The following is a 15917-nucleotide window of genomic DNA, read 5'->3' on the forward strand; positions in this document are numbered from 1 at the left end:
GCACAATCCGGAAAGCAACGACAAGAAACCGAACGAATGAAGCTGCAACTCCCCGGCGTCCTGGCCGGCCTTCCCGGCCGCGTGCGAGGCATGTTCAACCTGAACGACCCGCGCTGGGGACGCGGCTCCAGCGAGGACGGCAAGGACAGCCGTCCCGAAGGCAACAACGGCGGCCCGCGCGGGCCGAACCAGGGGCCGCCCGACCTGGACGAACTCTGGCGCGACTTCAATCGCCGCCTCGGCGGCCTGTTCGGCGGCGGCCGCGGGCGCCGTCCCGACAACGGCGGCTTCCCGCCCGACATGAAGGGCGCCGGCATCGGCGTGGGGCTGATCGCCGCGGTGCTGGTGCTGATCTGGCTGGGCACGGGCTTCTTCATCGTGCAGGAAGGCCAGCAGGCCGTCATCACGCAGTTCGGCCGCTACAAGTCCACCGTGGGCGCCGGCTTCAACTGGCGCCTGCCGTACCCGATCCAGCGCCACGACGTGGTCAACGTCACGCAGATCCGCTCGGTCGACGTCGGCCGCGACGCCGTGATCAAGGCCACCGGGCTGCGCGAGTCGGCCATGCTCACCGAGGACGAGAACATCGTCGAGATCAAGTTCGCCGTGCAGTACCGTCTCAACGACGCGCGTGCCTACCTGTTCGAGAGCAAGAACCCGGGCGAGGCCGTCGTGCAGGCGGCCGAGACCGCGGTGCGCGAGGTGGTCGGCAAGATGCGCATGGACTCGGCGCTCGCCGAGGAGCGCGACCAGATCGCCCCGCGCGTGCGCACGCTGATGCAGCAGATCCTCGACCGCTACAAGGTCGGCATCGAGGTCGTCGGCATCAACCTGCAGCAGGGCGGGGTGCGCCCGCCCGAGCAGGTGCAGGCCGCGTTCGACGACGTGCTCAAGGCCGGCCAGGAACGCGAGCGCGCCAAGAACGAGGCGCAGGCCTATGCCAACGACGTGATCCCGCGCGCGGTGGGCTCCGCCTCGCGCCTGACGCAGGAGGCCGAGGGCTACAAGTCGCGCGTCGTCTCGCAGGCCCAGGGCGACGCGCAGCGCTTCAGCGCCGTGCTGGGCCAGTACCAGAAGGCGCCGCAGGTCACGCGCGACCGCATGTACCTCGAGACCATGCAGCAGATCTATGCCAGCGTGACCAAGGTGCTGGTCGAATCGCGCCAAGGGTCCAGCATGCTGTACCTGCCGCTCGACCGCATCCTGCAGCAGGCCGCGCAGGGCACCGCCGCGGCCGTCACGCCGACGCCCGATGCCGGCAGCAGCGCCGCCGGCGCCGCACCGGCCCAGCCGGCACCGCCAACCACCTCCGGGTCGTCCGCCGACGCCCGCACCCGCGACAGCGGCCGCGGCCGTGAGCGCGAGACGCGCTGAAGCGGGGAGAACGACATGAACCGACTCGGATTCCTCGCCGCCGGCGCCCTGGTGCTGCTGGCCCTGCTCAGCTCGATGCTCTTCGTCGTCGACCAGCGCCAGTTCGGCGTGGTCTATGCCCTCGGCCAGATCAAGGAAGTGATCACCGAACCGGGCCTGAACTTCAAGCTGCCGCCGCCGTTCCAGAACGTCTCGTACATCGACAAGCGCCTGCTCACGCTGGACAGCACCGACACCGAGCCGATGCTCACGCTGGAAAAGCAGCGCGTGGTGATCGACTGGTACGTGCGCTGGCGCATCGCCGACCCGTCGCAGTACATCCGCAACGTCGGCCTGGACGAAGCCGCCGGCGCCAACCAGCTCAACCGCGTGGTGCGCAACGCGTTCCAGGAAGAGATCAACAAGCGCTCCGTGCGCGAGCTGCTCTCTGCCAAGCGCGAGCAGCTGATGGCCGACGTCAAGCGCGAGGTGCTCGAGGTCGTCAAGGGCACCAAGCCGTGGGGCGTGGACATCATCGACGTGCGCATCACGCGCGCCGACTACGTCGAGGCCATCACCGAGTCGGTCTACCGCCGCATGGAGGCCGAGCGCAAGCGCGTGGCCAACGAGCTGCGTTCCACCGGCGCGGCCGAGGGCGAGAAGATCCGCGCCGACGCCGACCGCCAGCGCGAGATCACCATCGCCAATGCCTACCGCGACGCGCAGAAGATCAAGGGCGAGGGCGACGCGCAGGCCGCCGCCATCTACGGCGAGGCCTTCGGGCGCGATCCGCAGTTCGCCCAGTTCTACCGCAGCCTCGAGGCCTACCGCGCCACCTTCAACAAGAAGGGCGACGTGATGGTGCTCGACCCCGCGGGCTCGGAGTTCTTCAAGGCCTTCCGTGGCAGCGGCGCCACCGGCGGTCCGGCCCCGGCCGGCAAGAAGTAGCCCGGGCTTGAGCAGCGACCTGTTCTGGGCCGCGCTGGCCCTGGCGCTGGTGCTGGAGGGGCTGCTGCCCCTGCTGTCGCCCGGCACCTGGCGCGGCACCTTCCAGAAGCTGCTGCAGCTGCGCGACGGGCAACTGCGGTTCTTCGGCCTGTGCAGCGTGCTGCTCGGGCTGGTGCTGCTGTGGATCGTCACCTGATCCTGCGCTGAGCCGCCGGCGCGTCTTTGGCGCCCGGGGCGGGGTGGCCCGCCCACCCCGGTAAAATGCCGTTTTTAACAGCGCGCCCTTTCTTCATGTCCGCCTGGCTCCTGCCGGATCACATCGCCGATGTCCTGCCTTCCGAGGCCCGGCACATCGAGGAGCTGCGGCGCCAGCTGCTGGACACCGCGCGCGGCTACGGCTGCGAGCTGGTGATGCCGCCGCTGCTGGAGCACCTGGAGTCCCTCCTCACCGGCACCGGCGAGGCCCTGGGCCTGCAGACCTTCAAGCTCGTCGACCAGCTCTCGGGCCGCACGCTCGGGCTGCGCGCCGACACCACGCCGCAGGTGGCCCGCATCGACGCCCACCTGCTCAACCGCGCCGGCGTCACGCGGCTGTGCTACTGCGGCCCCGTGCTGCACACCCGGCCCGACCGGCCGCACGCCACGCGCGAGCCGCTGCAGTTCGGCGCCGAGATCTATGGCCACGCCGGCGTCGAAGCCGACCTCGAGGTCCTGCTGCTCGCGCTGGATTGCCTGAAGGCCTCGCAGGTCGGCGCGCTCACCGTGGACCTGGCGGACGCGCGCATCCTGCGCTCGCTCTTTGCCGACGCGCCGGTGGACGCCGACGTCCTGCGCGAGGTGCACGCCGCGCTCGCGGTCAAGGACGCGCCCGCGCTGGCGCGGTTCACGCGCTCGTTCCCGGCCGTCCCGCGCGAGGGCCTGGCGGCCCTGGTCGACCTGTACGGCGGGCCCGAGGTGCTGGAGCAGGCGCGCCGCGTGCTGCCCCCGATGCCCGCCATCGCCCGCGCGCTGGACCAGCTGGCCTGGCTCGGCGGCCAGCTGCAGGGCGCGACGGTGAGCTACGACCTGGCCGACCTGCGCGGCTATGCGTACTACAGCGGCATGCGGTTCTCGATCTACACGCCCGGCGCGAGCGACGCGCTCGTGCGCGGCGGCCGCTACGACGAGGTCGGCGCGGTGTTCGGCCGCAACCGGCCGGCCGTCGGCTTCTCGCTGGACGTCAAGGAACTGGTGGGCGTGGTGGCCAAGCGGCCGCTGCAGGCCGCCGTGCGCGCGCCGTGGGGTGACGACCCCGCGCTGCGCGCCGCCATCGCGCGGCTGCGCGCCGACGGCGAGATCGTGGTCTGCGTGCTGCCGGGCCACGACAACGAAGTGGACGAGTTCCACTGCGACCGCGAACTGGCCGCCGTGCGCGGCCAGTGGATCGTGCGTTCCCTCTGAAATCCCTTTTTTCCTCTTTGATTTCCATGAACAAGACAACCGGTCGCAATGTCGTCGTGGTCGGCACCCAGTGGGGCGACGAAGGCAAGGGCAAGCTGGTCGACTGGCTCACCGAGATGGCGCAGGGCGTGGTGCGCTTCCAGGGTGGCCACAACGCCGGCCACACGCTCGTCATCAACGGGGTGAAGACCGCCCTGCACCTGATCCCCAGCGGCATCATGCGGCCGGGCGTGAAGTGCTACATCGGCAACGGCGTCGTGCTGTCGGCCGGCAAGCTGTTCGAGGAGATCGAGGGGCTGGAGAAGGCCGGCGTCGAGGTGCGCTCGCGCCTGCGCATCAGCGAGGCCTGCCCGCTGATCCTGCCGTTCCACTCCGCGCTGGACGTCGCGCGCGAGGCGCTGCGCGAGAAGGGCGGCACCGAGAAGATCGGCACTACCGGCCGCGGCATCGGCCCCGCGTACGAGGACAAGATCGCGCGCCGCGCGCTGCGCGTGCAGGACCTGAAGGACCCGCAGCGCTTCGCGGCCAAGCTCAAGGACCTGCTGGAGCTGCACAACTTCGTGCTCACGCAGTACCTGCATGCGCCGGCGGTGGACTACCAGCAGGTGCTGGACGAGGCCCTCGCGCACGGCGAGCAGCTGCGGCCGATGATGGCCGACGTCTCGCGCGAGCTGAACGAGGCGCACCGGCACGGCGACAACCTGCTGTTCGAGGGCGCGCAGGGCACGCTGCTGGACGTGGACCACGGCACCTACCCGTACGTCACCTCCAGCAACTGCGTGGCCGGCAACGCGGCCGCGGGCGCCGGCGTGGGCCCGGGCCTGCTGCACTACATCCTGGGCATCACGAAGGCCTATTGCACGCGCGTGGGCGGCGGCCCGTTCCCGACCGAGCTGGACTGGCAGACGCCGGGCACGGTGGGCTACCACCTGTCCACCGTGGGCGCGGAAAAGGGCGTCACCACCGGCCGCTCGCGCCGCTGCGGCTGGTTCGATGCCGCGCTGCTCAAGCGCAGCGCCCAGGTCAACGGCCTGTCGGGCTTGTGCATCACCAAGCTGGACGTGCTGGACGGCATCGAGGAGCTGAAGCTGTGCACCGGCTACGAGCTCGATGGCGAGCACACCGACATCCTGCCCATGGGCGCCGACGAGATCGCGCGCTGCAAGCCGATCTACGAGACCATGGCCGGCTGGAGCGAGAGCACGGTGGGCGTGACGCAGTACGAGCAGCTGCCGGTCAACGCGCGGCTGTACCTGCAGCGCATCGAGCAGGTCACCGGCGTGCCCGTCGATATCATCTCGACCAGCCCGGACCGCGACCACACGATCATGATGCGGCACCCCTACCTGGCCTGAGAGAGAAGAGGAATCCCACCCCATGTTGACGGAAGACGGCAAGCACCTGTACGTGAGCTACGACGAGTACCACAACCTGATCGAGAAGCTCGCGATCAAGGTGTACCAGTCCGGCTGGCAGTTCGACACCATCCTGTGCCTCGCGCGCGGCGGCATGCGCCCCGGCGACATCCTGTCGCGCATCTTCGACAAGCCGCTGGCCATCATGTCCACCAGCTCGTACCGCGCCGAGGCCGGCACGGTGCAGGGCCACCTGGACATCGCCCGCTACATCACCACGCCCAAGGGCGAGATCGCCGGCAAGGTGCTGCTGGTCGACGACCTGGCCGACTCGGGCGTCACGCTGCACAAGGTGGTGGACATGCTGCGCAACAACTACCAGCCGATCACCGAGCTGCGTTCCGCGGTCATCTGGACCAAGGGCCTGTCGACGTTCACGCCCGACTACTCGGTGGAGTTCCTGCACACCAATCCCTGGATCCACCAGCCGTTCGAGACCTACGACGCGCTGGGTCCGGAGAAGCTGCTGGAAAAGTGGAAGGTCTGAGCGCCTGAGCGGCGCTAGGATGGCCGCATGTCCAAGCAGACGGCCTCCGACCTCATTCACCACCCCTACGTCCCGCCGGCCGGCTTCGCCGCGCCGCAGCCGGGCGTCTTCAAGGCCTCGACGGTCATCTTCCCGAGCGTGGCCGCGCTGCGCTCGCGCGACTGGCGGCACAAGAACGGCTACACGTACGGCCTGCACGGCACGCCGACCACGTTCCAGCTGGAGGAACGCATCGCGACGCTGGAGGGCGGGCGCCACTGCCTGCTCACGCCCAGCGGCCTGGCGGCGATCGCCAACGTGAACCTGTCGCTGCTGGCCGCCGGCGACGAGGTGCTGCTGCCGGACAACGTCTACGGACCCTCGAAGTCGATGGCCGAGGGCGAACTCGCGCAGTGGGGCATCACGCACCAGCGCTACGACCCGATGGACCCGGCCGACCTCGAGCGGCGCCTCGGCCCGAAGACCCGGCTGGTCTGGCTGGAGGCGCCGGGGTCGGTGACGATGGAGTTCCCGCCGCTGGCGCACCTGGCGCACCTGTGCCGCCAGCGGGGCGTCCTGTCGGCCCTGGACAACACCTGGGGCGCCGGCCTGGCCTTCAACGGCTTCGACCTCGGCACCGGCGAACGATCCGCGCCCGACATCGTCGTGCAGGCGCTCACCAAGTACCCCAGCGGCGGCGGCGACGTGCTCATGGGCAGCGTCGTCACCCGCGACGACAAGCTGCACGAGCGGCTCAAGCTCACCCACATGCGGCTGGGCTGGGGCATCGGCGCCAACGATGCCGAGCTGGTGCTGCGCTCGCTGCCCAGCCTGGCGCTGCGCTACCGGGCGCACGACCAGTCGGCGCGCATCCTGGCCCGCTGGTTGCAGGCGCGCCCCGAGGTCGCCCAGGTGCTGCATCCGGCGCTGGAGGGCTCGCCCGGCCATGCGCACTGGAAGGCGCTGTGCGGCGAATCCGGCCACGCCGCGGGCCTGTTCTCCGTCGTCTTCCACGACCGCTTCGGCACCGAAAAGGTCGATGCGTTCTGCGAGGCGCTGCAGCTCTTCAAGCTGGGCTACTCGTGGGGCGGGCCCGTGAGCCTGGTCGTGCCGTACGACATCGCCTCGATGCGCCGCGCGGGCAGCTGGCCGCACCGCGGCACGCTGGTGCGCTTGTCGATCGGGCTGGAGGAGCCGGCGGCCCTGCACGCCGACCTGGAGCAGGCGCTACGGGCCCTGCACTGACCGGCTGCCGGGGGTCCGCGTTTTTCGCTTACAGTGGGCAGCATTCACCCCCACCCAAGGAAGGCGCTGTGGCCACACCCAATTACGGATACGAGAAGCGCCAGAAGGAACTGGCCAAGAAGCGGAAGAAGGAAGACAAGCTGCGCGCCAAGGCCGACCGCAAGGCCGGCGTGGGGCCGGCGTCCGACGACGGCCAGCCGGCCGGCGAGGGCGACGCCCCGGCCCCCGAGCAGGCGCCTCCCCAGCCCTGAGGATCAGCCCGAAGCCAGCAGCTGCCGCGCCAGCTCGTCCATCGCTTCCATCGAACGGTCGCGCGGCTGCAGCACGCGCGCATCGCCGAACTCGCGGAAGTTGCGCCGGATCGAGGACGCATAACCCGGGTCGTAGTGCTTCTCCAGCAGGTCCCGGAACACCTCGGCGAACTGTCCGGCGCGCGCCTTCTCCTGCCAGTCACGCACCACCGCGCCCCCGCGCAGCTCCACCAGCGCCTCGAGGCGGTTGCAGAAGTACTCGGGGTCGCGCGCGAACCACGCATAGTCCTCCAGCAGCAGTCCCACGCGTTCCTCGATCGGCAGGTCCAGGCGCAGGCACTTGCTCGCGCGCATCGCCAGGATGACCGCCTCCGGCACGGTGACGTTGCCGACCTTCTTGCTCTCGCTCTCCACGTACACCGGCCGGGAGGGATCGAACGAGCGCAGCTTCTCCCACACCCGCATGTCGAACTGCTTCTGGCTCGGCTGGGTGTCGCCCGGCATCAGGCCCAGCACCGAGCCGCGATGCTGCGCCAGCGCCTCGAGGTCGAGGACCTGGGCGCCGCGCGCCGCCAGGGCCTGCAGCAGCCGCGTCTTGCCCGAGCCGGTGTAGCCGCAGACCACGCGATAGTCGAGCCGGCGTGCCAGGTCCGGCAGCTCGGTCAGCACCGCCGTGCGGAATGCCTTGTAGCCGCCCTGCACGAGCGTGACCTTGAAGCCGATCTGGTCCAGCAGGTCGGCCAGCACGCCGCTGCGCTTGCCGCCGCGCCAGCAGTACACCAGCGGCTGCCAGTCGCGCGGCTTGTCGACCACCTCGCGCGCGATGTGGCGCGCAATGTTGGCCGTCACCAGGCTGGCGCCGCGCTTGCGCGCCTCGAACGGCGACACCTGCTTGTAGATGGTGCCCACCAGCGCGCGCTCCTCGTCGTTGAGCGAGGGCCAGTTCACCGCGCCGGGCAGGCGGTCCTCGGCGTACTCCGATTCGCTGCGCGCATCGATGACCTGGCTGAATTCGGCCAGCCGCGCCGCCGCCTCGCTGGCGGGAATCACGCGCACCGTCACGGCTTGGCTCCCGTGCGACGGGCCGCGGGCCGCACCGCCAGCATGCGGCTGAGCACCGGCCACACGTTGGCCAGCATCCGCGGCTGCGCCTCCTCGGTGGGATGGATGCGGTCGCGCTGGAACAGCCGATCGGCGTCGGGGCCGTCGGCCACGCCCTGCAGCAGGAACGGCACGACGTCGGCCTTGGCGCGCCGGGCCACCTGCTCGTACAGCGCCGAGAACTTCGCGCCGTAGTCGGCCCCGTAGTTGGGCGGCAGCTGGATGCCCACCAGCAGCACGCGCGCGCCGGCCTTCTGCGCCGCCTGGGTCATCTGCAGCAGGTTGTCCTCGGTCATCGCCAGCGGCAGTCCGCGCAGCGCGTCGTTGGCGCCCAGCTCGAGGATGACGTGGGTGGGCTTGTGCTGGGCGAGCAGGGCCGGCAGGCGCGAGCGGCCGCCCGAGGTGGTGTCGCCGCTGATGCTGGCGTTGACGACCCGGGCCGCCACCTGCTCGTCGGCGAGCTTGCGCTCGAGCAGCGGCACCCAGCCCGTGCCGCGGCGCAGGCCGTACTCGGCGCTGAGGGAGTCGCCCACCACGAGGATCGTGGCCGGCGCCGTCGCCGTCGCCGCGACCAATGACCCGGTGGAACCGATGGCGGCCGCCGCCGCGATAAAGTGCCTGCGCTTCACCTCAACCTTTCGCCCGAATGCCGGAAACCATCATCGCCGTCGAGCATGTCTCCAAGTCCGTGACCGACTCGACCGGCACACTCGACATTCTCCGTGATATCGATTTCTCGCTGGCCGCGCGGGAGACCGCGGCCATCGTGGGCGCGTCCGGTTCGGGCAAGAGCACGCTGCTGTCGATCATCGCGGGGCTGGACACGCCCACGAGCGGCACCGTGCGGCTGGCCGGCGAGGACCTGTTCGCGCTGGACGAGGACGACCGCGCCGCGCTGCGGGCGCGCAAGATCGGCTTCGTGTTCCAGAGCTTCCAGCTCATGGGCAGCCTGACGGCGCTGGAGAACGTGATGCTGCCGCTGGAACTGGCGGGCCGGCGCGACGCCCGGCGCGCCGCTGGCGAGATGCTGGCGCGCGTGGGCCTCGGCCAGCGCCTGGGCCACTATCCCAAGGTGCTGTCCGGCGGCGAGCAGCAGCGCGTGGCGCTGGCGCGCGCCTTCGTCGTCGAGCCCGCCGTGCTGCTGGCCGACGAGCCCACCGGCAGCCTGGACTTCGCCACCGGCGAGACGGTGATGAACCTGATGTTCGATCTCAATCGCGAGCGCGGCACGACGCTGGTGCTGGTGACGCACGACCGCGCCATCGCGCAGCGCTGCGAGCACCGCATCACCATCGAGGCGGGCCGCATCGTCGCCTGAGCGCGGGCCCGATAATCGGGCGCATGTCCTCCGCCAAAGTTCTTTTCGGCTTCCACGCCGTCGGCGTGCGCCTGAAGACCGCGCCGCAATCCGTCATCGAGGTGTACTACGAGGCCACGCGCAAGGACGCGCGCATGCGCCAGTTCCTCGAGCGGGCCAAGGAGGCCGGCGTGCGCCTGATCGAGGCCGACGGCCTGCGCCTGGCCAAGCTGGCCGGCAGCCACGGCCACCAGGGCGTGGCCGCCCGGGTCGAGCCGCTGCCCGCGGCGCGCTCGCTCGACGACCTGCTCGACCAGGTGCAGGGCCCGCCGCTGCTGCTGGTGCTCGATGGCGTGACCGACCCGCACAACCTGGGCGCCTGCCTGCGCGTGGCCGACGGCGCCGGCGCGCACGCGGTGATCGCGCCCAAGGACCATGCGGTGGGCCTCAATGCCACGGTGGCCAAGGTCGCCAGCGGCGCGGCCGAGACGGTGCCGTACTTCATGGTGACCAACCTGGCGCGCACGCTGGGCGAGCTCAAGGACCGCAACATCTGGTGCATCGGCACCAGCGACGATGCGCCGCGCACGCTGTACCAGGCCGACCTGAAGGCGCCGGTGGCGCTGGTGCTCGGCGCCGAGGGCAGCGGCATGCGGCAGCTCACGCGCAAGACCTGCGACGAGCTGGTCTCCATCCCGATGCGCGGCGCCGTCGAGAGCCTGAACGTCTCGGTGGCCAGCGGCGTGTGCCTGTACGAGGCGCTGCGGCAGCGGTCATGAACCTGGACACGGCGCGCGGCTGGCTGCGCGATGCCGGGCGCATCGCGGTGCTGACCGGCGCCGGCATGAGCGCCGAGTCCGGCGTGCCCACCTTCCGCGACGCGCAGACCGGGCTGTGGGCCCGGTTCCGCCCCGAGGACCTCGCCACCGAAGCGGCCTTTCGCGCCGATCCCGGCCACGTGTGGGACTGGTATGCGATGCGCCGGCAGATGCTCGCGCAGGTGGCACCCAACGCCGGCCACCAGGCGATCGCGGCGTTCCAGCAGCGGCACCCGGGGCGCCTTGCGCTCATCACGCAGAACGTCGACGGCCTGCACCAGCGCGCGGGCAGCCCGGACGTGCTGGCGCTGCACGGCAACCTGCTGGACGACAAGTGGCTCGACCGGCCGCGCGCCTGCTGCCGGGCGCAGGCGCCCGTCGCCGGCCACCCGCCGCGTTGCGCGAGCTGCGGCAACCTGCGCCGGCCGGCCGTGGTCTGGTTCGGCGAGATGCTGCCGGCCGACGTGCTCGCCGCCGCCGAGGCGGCCGCGCAGGCTTGCGACCTGATGCTGGTGGTCGGAACCAGCGGCGTGGTCTATCCTGCGGCGGGCCTGGCACGGACCCCGGCCGCCGCCGCGCGGATGGTGGTCGTCAACCCCGAACCGAGCGATCTCGACGACGCCGCGCAGCTCGTGCTGCGCGGCACGGCCGCCACGCTGCTGCCGCAGCTCTTGCAGGAGGATGCATGACCACCCCGACCCGTTCCCTCGCGCTGGCGATCGCCGCCGGCTTGCTGCTGGCGTCCTGCACCAAGGAGCAGCAGAACAAGCTGGGCCGCGACATCCAGAACTGGACCGGCACCAACGGCGTGCTGGAGGTCTATGCCGGCGACAAGCTGGTGCGGCGCTTCCTGCGCATCGACAAGCTGTCGACCGCGCTCGGCACCGACGACCCATCGCAGGCGCGCGCGTACCGCTACGGCTACGGCGTCCTGGACGAGAACCAGAACTTCATCGCCGACCCGGGCGAGAAGCGCGTGTACTTCGAGATCGGGGAGCACGTGAACTACGTGTTCTTCGAGAACCCGCGGTGACCGCGATGGGAGGCCGACCATGGCGCAAGCACAACCCCATGTCCGTGCGGCCGGTGCCGGCCCGGGCGTCGTCTGCCTGCACTCGAATGCGAGCAGTTCGAGCCAGTGGCGCGGGCTCATGGACCTGCTGTCGCCGCGCTACCGGGTCCTGGCGCCCGATTCGTACGGCGCCGGCAAGAGTCCCGACTGGCCGTCGGACCGGCAGATTCGCCTTGCCGACGAAGTCGACCTGATCCGGCCCGTGCTGGCCGATGCCGGCGCGCCGCCGGCCCTGGTGGGCCATTCGTACGGCGCCGCCGTGGCGCTGGTGGCCGCGTTGGCAGATCCCGGCAGCGTCCGCGCGCTGGCCCTGTACGAGCCCACGCTGTTCGCGTTGCTCGACGCGCAGGCCCCGCCGCCCAACGAGGCCGACGGCATCCGCCAGGCCGTCGCGGCATCGGCGCGCGCCCTCGACGGCGGCGACCAAAATGCGGCCGCCCAGGCGTTCATCGACTACTGGATGGGCCCCGGCACCTGGGGCCGCATGCCCGAGCAGCGCCGCGAGCCGATCGCCGCCTCGATCGTCAACGTGCGCCGGTGGGCCCATGCGCTCACGACCGAGCCCACGCCGCTGGCCGCATTCGAAGCGCTGCAGGTGCCGGTGCTCTACATGCTCGGGAAGGAGTCGACGGCGTCGGCCCGCGGCGTCGCCCGGCTGCTGACGGCGACGCTGCCGCGCGTCGAGGTGCTGGAATTCGACGGCCTGGGGCACATGGGTCCCGTGACGCACCCCGATCGCGTGAACGACGCCATCGCGCGGTTTCTCGATCGCACCCGGCCCTAGGCGGGCCGTCCCGTCAGACGAGCCCGAACCACCCCAGCACCGCGCCGGCGCCCAGCAGCCACAGCAGGTGCACCTTGGTGCGCCAGACGATCACGGCCGTGACGGCGGCCACCAGCCACAGGGGCCAGTCGTGCAGGTTGTACGTGGCGCCGGTGGCCAGCACCCAGCCCGTGGCCACCAGCAGCGCCACCACGATCGGCGCCATGCCCTGCTTGAACGCCCGCACGCCGCGCAGATCGCGGTTGCGGTGGCCCCATTGCGCGGCCAGGTAGGTGAGGGTGGTGCTGGGCAGCAGGATGCCGGTGAGCGCGAGCAGCACGCCCAGCGCCGCGGTGCCCAGGCCGCCGGCGTTCAATCCGACGTTCCATCCCATCAGGGCGACGAACAGCACGTTCGGGCCGGGCGCGGCCTGCGCGATGGCGACCGAGGCGCTGAACTGCGGGTCGGTCAGCCAGTGGCGCTCGTCCACCAGGAAGCGGTGCATGTCGGGCGCGGTGGTGATCGCGCCGCCGATGGCCAGCAGCGACAGCATGAGGTAGTGCAGGAAGAGCGACAGCCAGTCGGCGCCGGTCATCACGATGGCGTGCGTCACCATCTCAGCCTCCCAGCTTGCGCCACGTGAGCCAGCACGAGAAGCCGCCCAGCACCAGCAGCACCCAGGCCAGCGGCAGCCGCAGCAGGGCGACGGCGACGAAGGTGGCGGCGCCCAGCAGCACGCACGCGGGCCGGCCGAGCGGGTGGGTGCGCAAAGCCGCCAGCAGCTTCAGGCCCGTCGCGGTGATCAGGCCGGCGGCCACCGCGCCCATGCCGCGCAGCGCGGCGGCCAGCTGCGGGTTGTCGGCGAAGCGGGCGTAGACCAGCGCGAGCAGCAGCACCACGACCAGCGGCGCGGCCAGCATGCCGGCCAGGGCGACGAGGGCGCCGCGCAGGCCGAAGTAGCGGCTGCCGATCATCAGGGCCAGGTTGACGACGTTGGGCCCGGGCATGATCTGTGCCACGGCCCATTCCTCGACGAACTCCTCGCGCGTCATCCAGCGCTTGCGCTCGACCAGCTCGCGCTGCACCACCGCGAGCACGCCGCCGAAGCCCTGGAGCGCGAGGAAGGTGAAGGAGACGAACAGGTCGGTCAGCGACTCGGGGCGGCAGGGCGGGGACTCGGCGGACCCGGCCGCGGGCGTGGACGTCATGCGCCGATTATCGGCGGCTCAGCCGTGCGCCGCAGCGCAAAGGAGCCGGAACATCCGTCAACGCAAACGCAGCTCCCAGGTCTCGCCGACCAGCTGCTGGCCGTAGGCGTCCAGCGGTTCGCTGTGCACGAGGCGAAAGCCGCGGGCGGCATAGATCGCCCGCGCGGCCTCCAGCTGGCCGTTGGTCCACAGCACCATCCTGCGGTAGCCCTTGGCGCGCGCGAAGGCGATGCACTCGTCGACGAGCCGCCCGCCCAGGCCGAGCCCGCGCGCGCCGGGCGACAGGATCAGCAGGCGAAGCTGCGCGACGGTGGCGGACTTGCGCACCACGAACACGGAGCCCACGCGTTCGCCGTCGAGCTCGGCGATCCAGCCCTTCTCCCACGCGGGATCGAAGGTCCGCAGGTAGCGCGCGACGACCTCGGCCACCAGCGCCTCGAACTCGGACGTGTAGCCCCATTCGTTCGCATAGACCTCGCCGTGCTGCTGGACCACCCAGCCCAGGTCGCCCGGCCGTGGGTCGCGCAGCACGATGGTGCGGGCGGCGGGCGCGGCGGTGCCGTCCAGCGCCTGCTGCACGGTCGTCATGGCGGCGATCACGCGCTCGCGCTGGGAGCGCGGCAGGGGCGCCAGCAGGGCGGCGGCGTCCTCGCGCGAGCGCTGCTGCAGCGGCGCGAAGGCTGCGTGGCCCGCGGGGGTCAGCCGCAGCAGGCTCTGGCGGGCGTCGGCGGGCGAGGGCGCGCGCTCGAGCCAGCCCCGGCTCTCGAAGCGCTTGAGGATGCGGCTCAGGTAGCCCGCATCGAGGCCGAGGTCGCGCCCGAGCTCGCTGGGCGCCGGCTGGTCGCGATGCGCGAGCTCGTACAGCACGCGCACCTCGGTGAGCGAGAAGTCGCCGCCCAGGTACGGGTCGAGCACGCCGACCCGGCGGGTGTAGAAGCGGTTGAAGGCCCGTACGGCCTTCACGTGGCCGGCGGACACCTGCGGAGGGGACGTCATGCAAGGGATCGTCAACCAATTGGTTGACGGTGTCAACAAAGACGAATCGCGTGGACGGGCGATGCGGCCGGGGCGCGTCAGGCGTGCAGCATCGGCCGCGTGTCGGCCGCGGCGAACGGCTGCCACTCGCCTTCGGGCTGGGCCAGGCGGTGGGTGATGACCTCCAGCGCCTTCGGATGCATCGGCAGTTCCTCGTGGCGGGCACCGGGCACCTCGATGTGCTCGCATTGGTCGGTGTCCTGGTCCACGCACTGCTCCCAGCGCACGACGCCGTCGTGGCGGCTATACAGCGACGTGCAGGGCACCGGCGGCGCATGGCGCAGCCGCGTGCGCACCGACAGCGGCATCCGCTCCGGGCCGCCGTCGAGCATGGCGATCAGCTTGCAGGCGCGGTCGGGATCGGCCGCCGTGTTGAAGGGCGTGCCGACGGTGATGACCTGGCGCACCAGCGGGCTGGCGCGCTTGGCGAGCTCGCGGGCATAGATGCCCGACAGGCCCCAGCCGAGCAGCGTGACGGGCGACTGCGTCACCTCGAACACGTCGATCACGCACTCCTCGAGCTTGCGCAGCCAGCGGTTCAGGCCCATGCCGCGCGGTCCCTGGTCGAGGCCCTGGCCCCAGTCGTGCGGCCGGAAGCCGGCGTCCTTGAGGACGTTGCGCAGGGACTCCGTGCTCTCCGGTCCGGTCCGCTGGCGCGGGAAGACGATCACCGGTTGGCCGTCGCCCTCGAAGAGCTGGCCGTGCACGGTGGCGCGCCGGCGCAGGGCGCGATGCAGCAACTGCCGCAGGGGCTCGCGCAACGCATCGAGCGCCGGGGCCTGCGGCCCGGGTGCGACCCATCCGAGTTGTGCCATGCGCGCCTCCCTGAGCATCGTGTTCGACTGCGAGCGGCGATCGTAGGAAGGCACGCAAGCGCGACCATTGGGAAGGCGCCGTGTGACGAAGTAGGACAACGCCCACGTCGTGTAACAGCGCCGGGGCAAAAAAAAGCCCCCGGACCTCGACGGACCGGGGGACAAGCAGCCGGGGGAAGAAACTTGAAAAAAAACCCGGCCGGCGTGGATTGGATGTTCGCACGGCCAAGGGGTTCCTGCCGCAGAGCCATGCGCTCGCAGGATGTCGTCCTACACCACGCTGGCCTGTCGGCTGCCACGATCCAGGCTCGACGGCGACGACACGCACCACCCATGGAACGCATCACCGGTCCCCACTTCGGCTTCTACATCGCCAGCTATGCCAGCGAGACGGGGGCGTCGGGCGACCGCTACCTCGGCTACGCCAAGGTGTGCCGCCGCCGGCCCGACAGCTACTGGGATGCCAACTGCCTGGTGAAGATCTGCGGCGACGGCGTCCACGCGCATCCGCAGCAGGCGCTGGACGAGGTCGAGCGCCGCGCGCGCGAGCAACTGCAGGGCCTCGTTCCCGCCCCCGAACCGGCGGTCGCCTAGCACAGCTCAGCTACGTTCCCAACCCAACCGCGTGAATAAGTCACGCGCTGCCCTGCCAATGCGGCCGGCATGTCCTTTCTCCTCGCTCGAAAGGGG

The 15917-nt window shown here is 71.1% G+C and carries 20 protein-coding genes; 14 read left to right on the forward strand and 6 right to left on the reverse strand.

The annotated features are described in order from the left end of the window. Positions 1 to 36: 36 nt before the first annotated feature. The 8 genes from hflK (at position 37) to AC3ANR_RS10745 (ending at position 7118) form a co-directional block, all read left to right on the forward strand. Entirely contained in the window at positions 37 to 1374 is a 1338-nt protein-coding gene (gene hflK / locus AC3ANR_RS10710; RefSeq protein ID WP_488288095.1) for an FtsH protease activity modulator HflK, read from the forward strand. A 15-nt stretch (positions 1375 to 1389) separates the two neighbouring features. Continuing rightward, positions 1390 to 2301 carry a protease modulator HflC gene (gene hflC / locus AC3ANR_RS10715; protein WP_488288096.1) on the forward strand — a complete coding sequence of 304 codons (912 nt, stop codon included), beginning with the start codon at positions 1390 to 1392 and terminating at the stop codon, positions 2299 to 2301. Between the two features lie 7 nt (positions 2302 to 2308). Then, positions 2309 to 2497: a DUF2065 domain-containing protein gene (locus AC3ANR_RS10720; RefSeq protein ID WP_488288097.1), complete on the forward strand. Its 189-nt coding sequence runs from the start codon at positions 2309 to 2311 to the stop codon at positions 2495 to 2497. A 95-nt stretch (positions 2498 to 2592) separates the two neighbouring features. Next, positions 2593 to 3741: an ATP phosphoribosyltransferase regulatory subunit gene (locus AC3ANR_RS10725; protein ID WP_488288098.1), complete on the forward strand. Its 1149-nt coding sequence runs from the start codon at positions 2593 to 2595 to the stop codon at positions 3739 to 3741. A gap of 26 nt (positions 3742 to 3767) precedes the next feature. Next, positions 3768 to 5096, forward strand: a complete 1329-nt coding sequence (locus tag AC3ANR_RS10730) for an adenylosuccinate synthase (protein WP_488288099.1) — start codon at positions 3768 to 3770, stop codon at positions 5094 to 5096. A gap of 22 nt (positions 5097 to 5118) precedes the next feature. Further along, a complete protein-coding gene (locus tag AC3ANR_RS10735) occupies positions 5119 to 5643 on the forward strand; it encodes a phosphoribosyltransferase (RefSeq protein ID WP_488288100.1) in 525 nt (174 codons plus the stop codon). A gap of 27 nt (positions 5644 to 5670) precedes the next feature. Then, positions 5671 to 6867: a PLP-dependent transferase gene (locus AC3ANR_RS10740; protein WP_488288101.1), complete on the forward strand. Its 1197-nt coding sequence runs from the start codon at positions 5671 to 5673 to the stop codon at positions 6865 to 6867. A 68-nt stretch (positions 6868 to 6935) separates the two neighbouring features. After that, complete coding sequence (locus AC3ANR_RS10745; protein ID WP_488288102.1) at positions 6936 to 7118, forward strand: hypothetical protein; 183 nt, start codon at positions 6936 to 6938, stop codon at positions 7116 to 7118. A 3-nt stretch (positions 7119 to 7121) separates the two neighbouring features. Here AC3ANR_RS10745 and mnmH read toward each other — a convergent pair whose 3' ends face one another. Together mnmH and AC3ANR_RS10755 are read right to left on the reverse strand one after the other, a co-directional pair. After that, positions 7122 to 8180, reverse strand: coding sequence for a tRNA 2-selenouridine(34) synthase MnmH (gene mnmH / locus AC3ANR_RS10750; RefSeq protein WP_488288103.1), 1059 nt, complete (start codon positions 8178 to 8180; stop codon positions 7122 to 7124). Beyond that, positions 8177 to 8812, reverse strand: coding sequence for an arylesterase (locus tag AC3ANR_RS10755; RefSeq protein WP_488291789.1), 636 nt, complete (start codon positions 8810 to 8812; stop codon positions 8177 to 8179). The genes mnmH and AC3ANR_RS10755 overlap by 4 nt, the downstream gene beginning before the upstream one ends. A gap of 53 nt (positions 8813 to 8865) precedes the next feature. Here AC3ANR_RS10755 and AC3ANR_RS10760 point away from each other — a divergent pair, with 53 nt between their 5' ends. Genes AC3ANR_RS10760 through AC3ANR_RS10780 form a run of 5 tightly spaced genes read left to right on the forward strand, consistent with a single transcriptional unit; the run spans position 8866 to position 12190 of the window. Continuing rightward, positions 8866 to 9537 carry an ABC transporter ATP-binding protein gene (locus AC3ANR_RS10760; RefSeq protein WP_488288104.1) on the forward strand — a complete coding sequence of 224 codons (672 nt, stop codon included), beginning with the start codon at positions 8866 to 8868 and terminating at the stop codon, positions 9535 to 9537. A 23-nt stretch (positions 9538 to 9560) separates the two neighbouring features. Further along, positions 9561 to 10295, forward strand: a complete 735-nt coding sequence (gene rlmB / locus AC3ANR_RS10765; protein WP_488288105.1) for a 23S rRNA (guanosine(2251)-2'-O)-methyltransferase RlmB — start codon at positions 9561 to 9563, stop codon at positions 10293 to 10295. After that, positions 10292 to 11023, forward strand: coding sequence for an SIR2 family NAD-dependent protein deacylase (locus AC3ANR_RS10770; RefSeq protein ID WP_488288106.1), 732 nt, complete (start codon positions 10292 to 10294; stop codon positions 11021 to 11023). The genes rlmB and AC3ANR_RS10770 overlap by 4 nt, the downstream gene beginning before the upstream one ends. Beyond that, on the forward strand, positions 11020 to 11367 hold the full coding sequence (locus tag AC3ANR_RS10775; protein ID WP_488288107.1) for a hypothetical protein: 348 nt from the start codon (positions 11020 to 11022) through the stop codon (positions 11365 to 11367). Before AC3ANR_RS10770 ends, AC3ANR_RS10775 begins: the two co-directional genes overlap by 4 nt. Positions 11368 to 11386: 19 nt before the next feature. After that, complete coding sequence (locus AC3ANR_RS10780; RefSeq protein ID WP_488288108.1) at positions 11387 to 12190, forward strand: alpha/beta fold hydrolase; 804 nt, start codon at positions 11387 to 11389, stop codon at positions 12188 to 12190. A 13-nt stretch (positions 12191 to 12203) separates the two neighbouring features. On the opposite strand, the gene AC3ANR_RS10785 is transcribed toward AC3ANR_RS10780, so the two are convergent. The 4 genes from AC3ANR_RS10785 to AC3ANR_RS10800 form a co-directional block, all read right to left on the reverse strand. Next, on the reverse strand, positions 12204 to 12785 hold the full coding sequence (locus AC3ANR_RS10785; protein WP_488288109.1) for a chromate transporter: 582 nt from the start codon (positions 12783 to 12785) through the stop codon (positions 12204 to 12206). A 1-nt stretch (position 12786) separates the two neighbouring features. Beyond that, positions 12787 to 13377, reverse strand: coding sequence for a chromate transporter (locus tag AC3ANR_RS10790; protein ID WP_488288110.1), 591 nt, complete (start codon positions 13375 to 13377; stop codon positions 12787 to 12789). 57 nt (positions 13378 to 13434) lie between these two features. Then, complete coding sequence (locus tag AC3ANR_RS10795; protein WP_488288111.1) at positions 13435 to 14373, reverse strand: bifunctional helix-turn-helix transcriptional regulator/GNAT family N-acetyltransferase; 939 nt, start codon at positions 14371 to 14373, stop codon at positions 13435 to 13437. Between the two features lie 77 nt (positions 14374 to 14450). Further along, positions 14451 to 15227: an alpha/beta fold hydrolase gene (locus AC3ANR_RS10800; protein ID WP_488288112.1), complete on the reverse strand. Its 777-nt coding sequence runs from the start codon at positions 15225 to 15227 to the stop codon at positions 14451 to 14453. Between the two features lie 333 nt (positions 15228 to 15560). On the opposite strand from AC3ANR_RS10800, the gene AC3ANR_RS10805 reads away from it, so the two are divergent. Then, complete coding sequence (locus tag AC3ANR_RS10805; RefSeq protein ID WP_488288113.1) at positions 15561 to 15821, forward strand: hypothetical protein; 261 nt, start codon at positions 15561 to 15563, stop codon at positions 15819 to 15821. Positions 15822 to 15917: the final 96 nt, after the last annotated feature.

The sequence above is a fragment of the Ramlibacter sp. JJN2-2R genome, assembly GCF_057747835.1.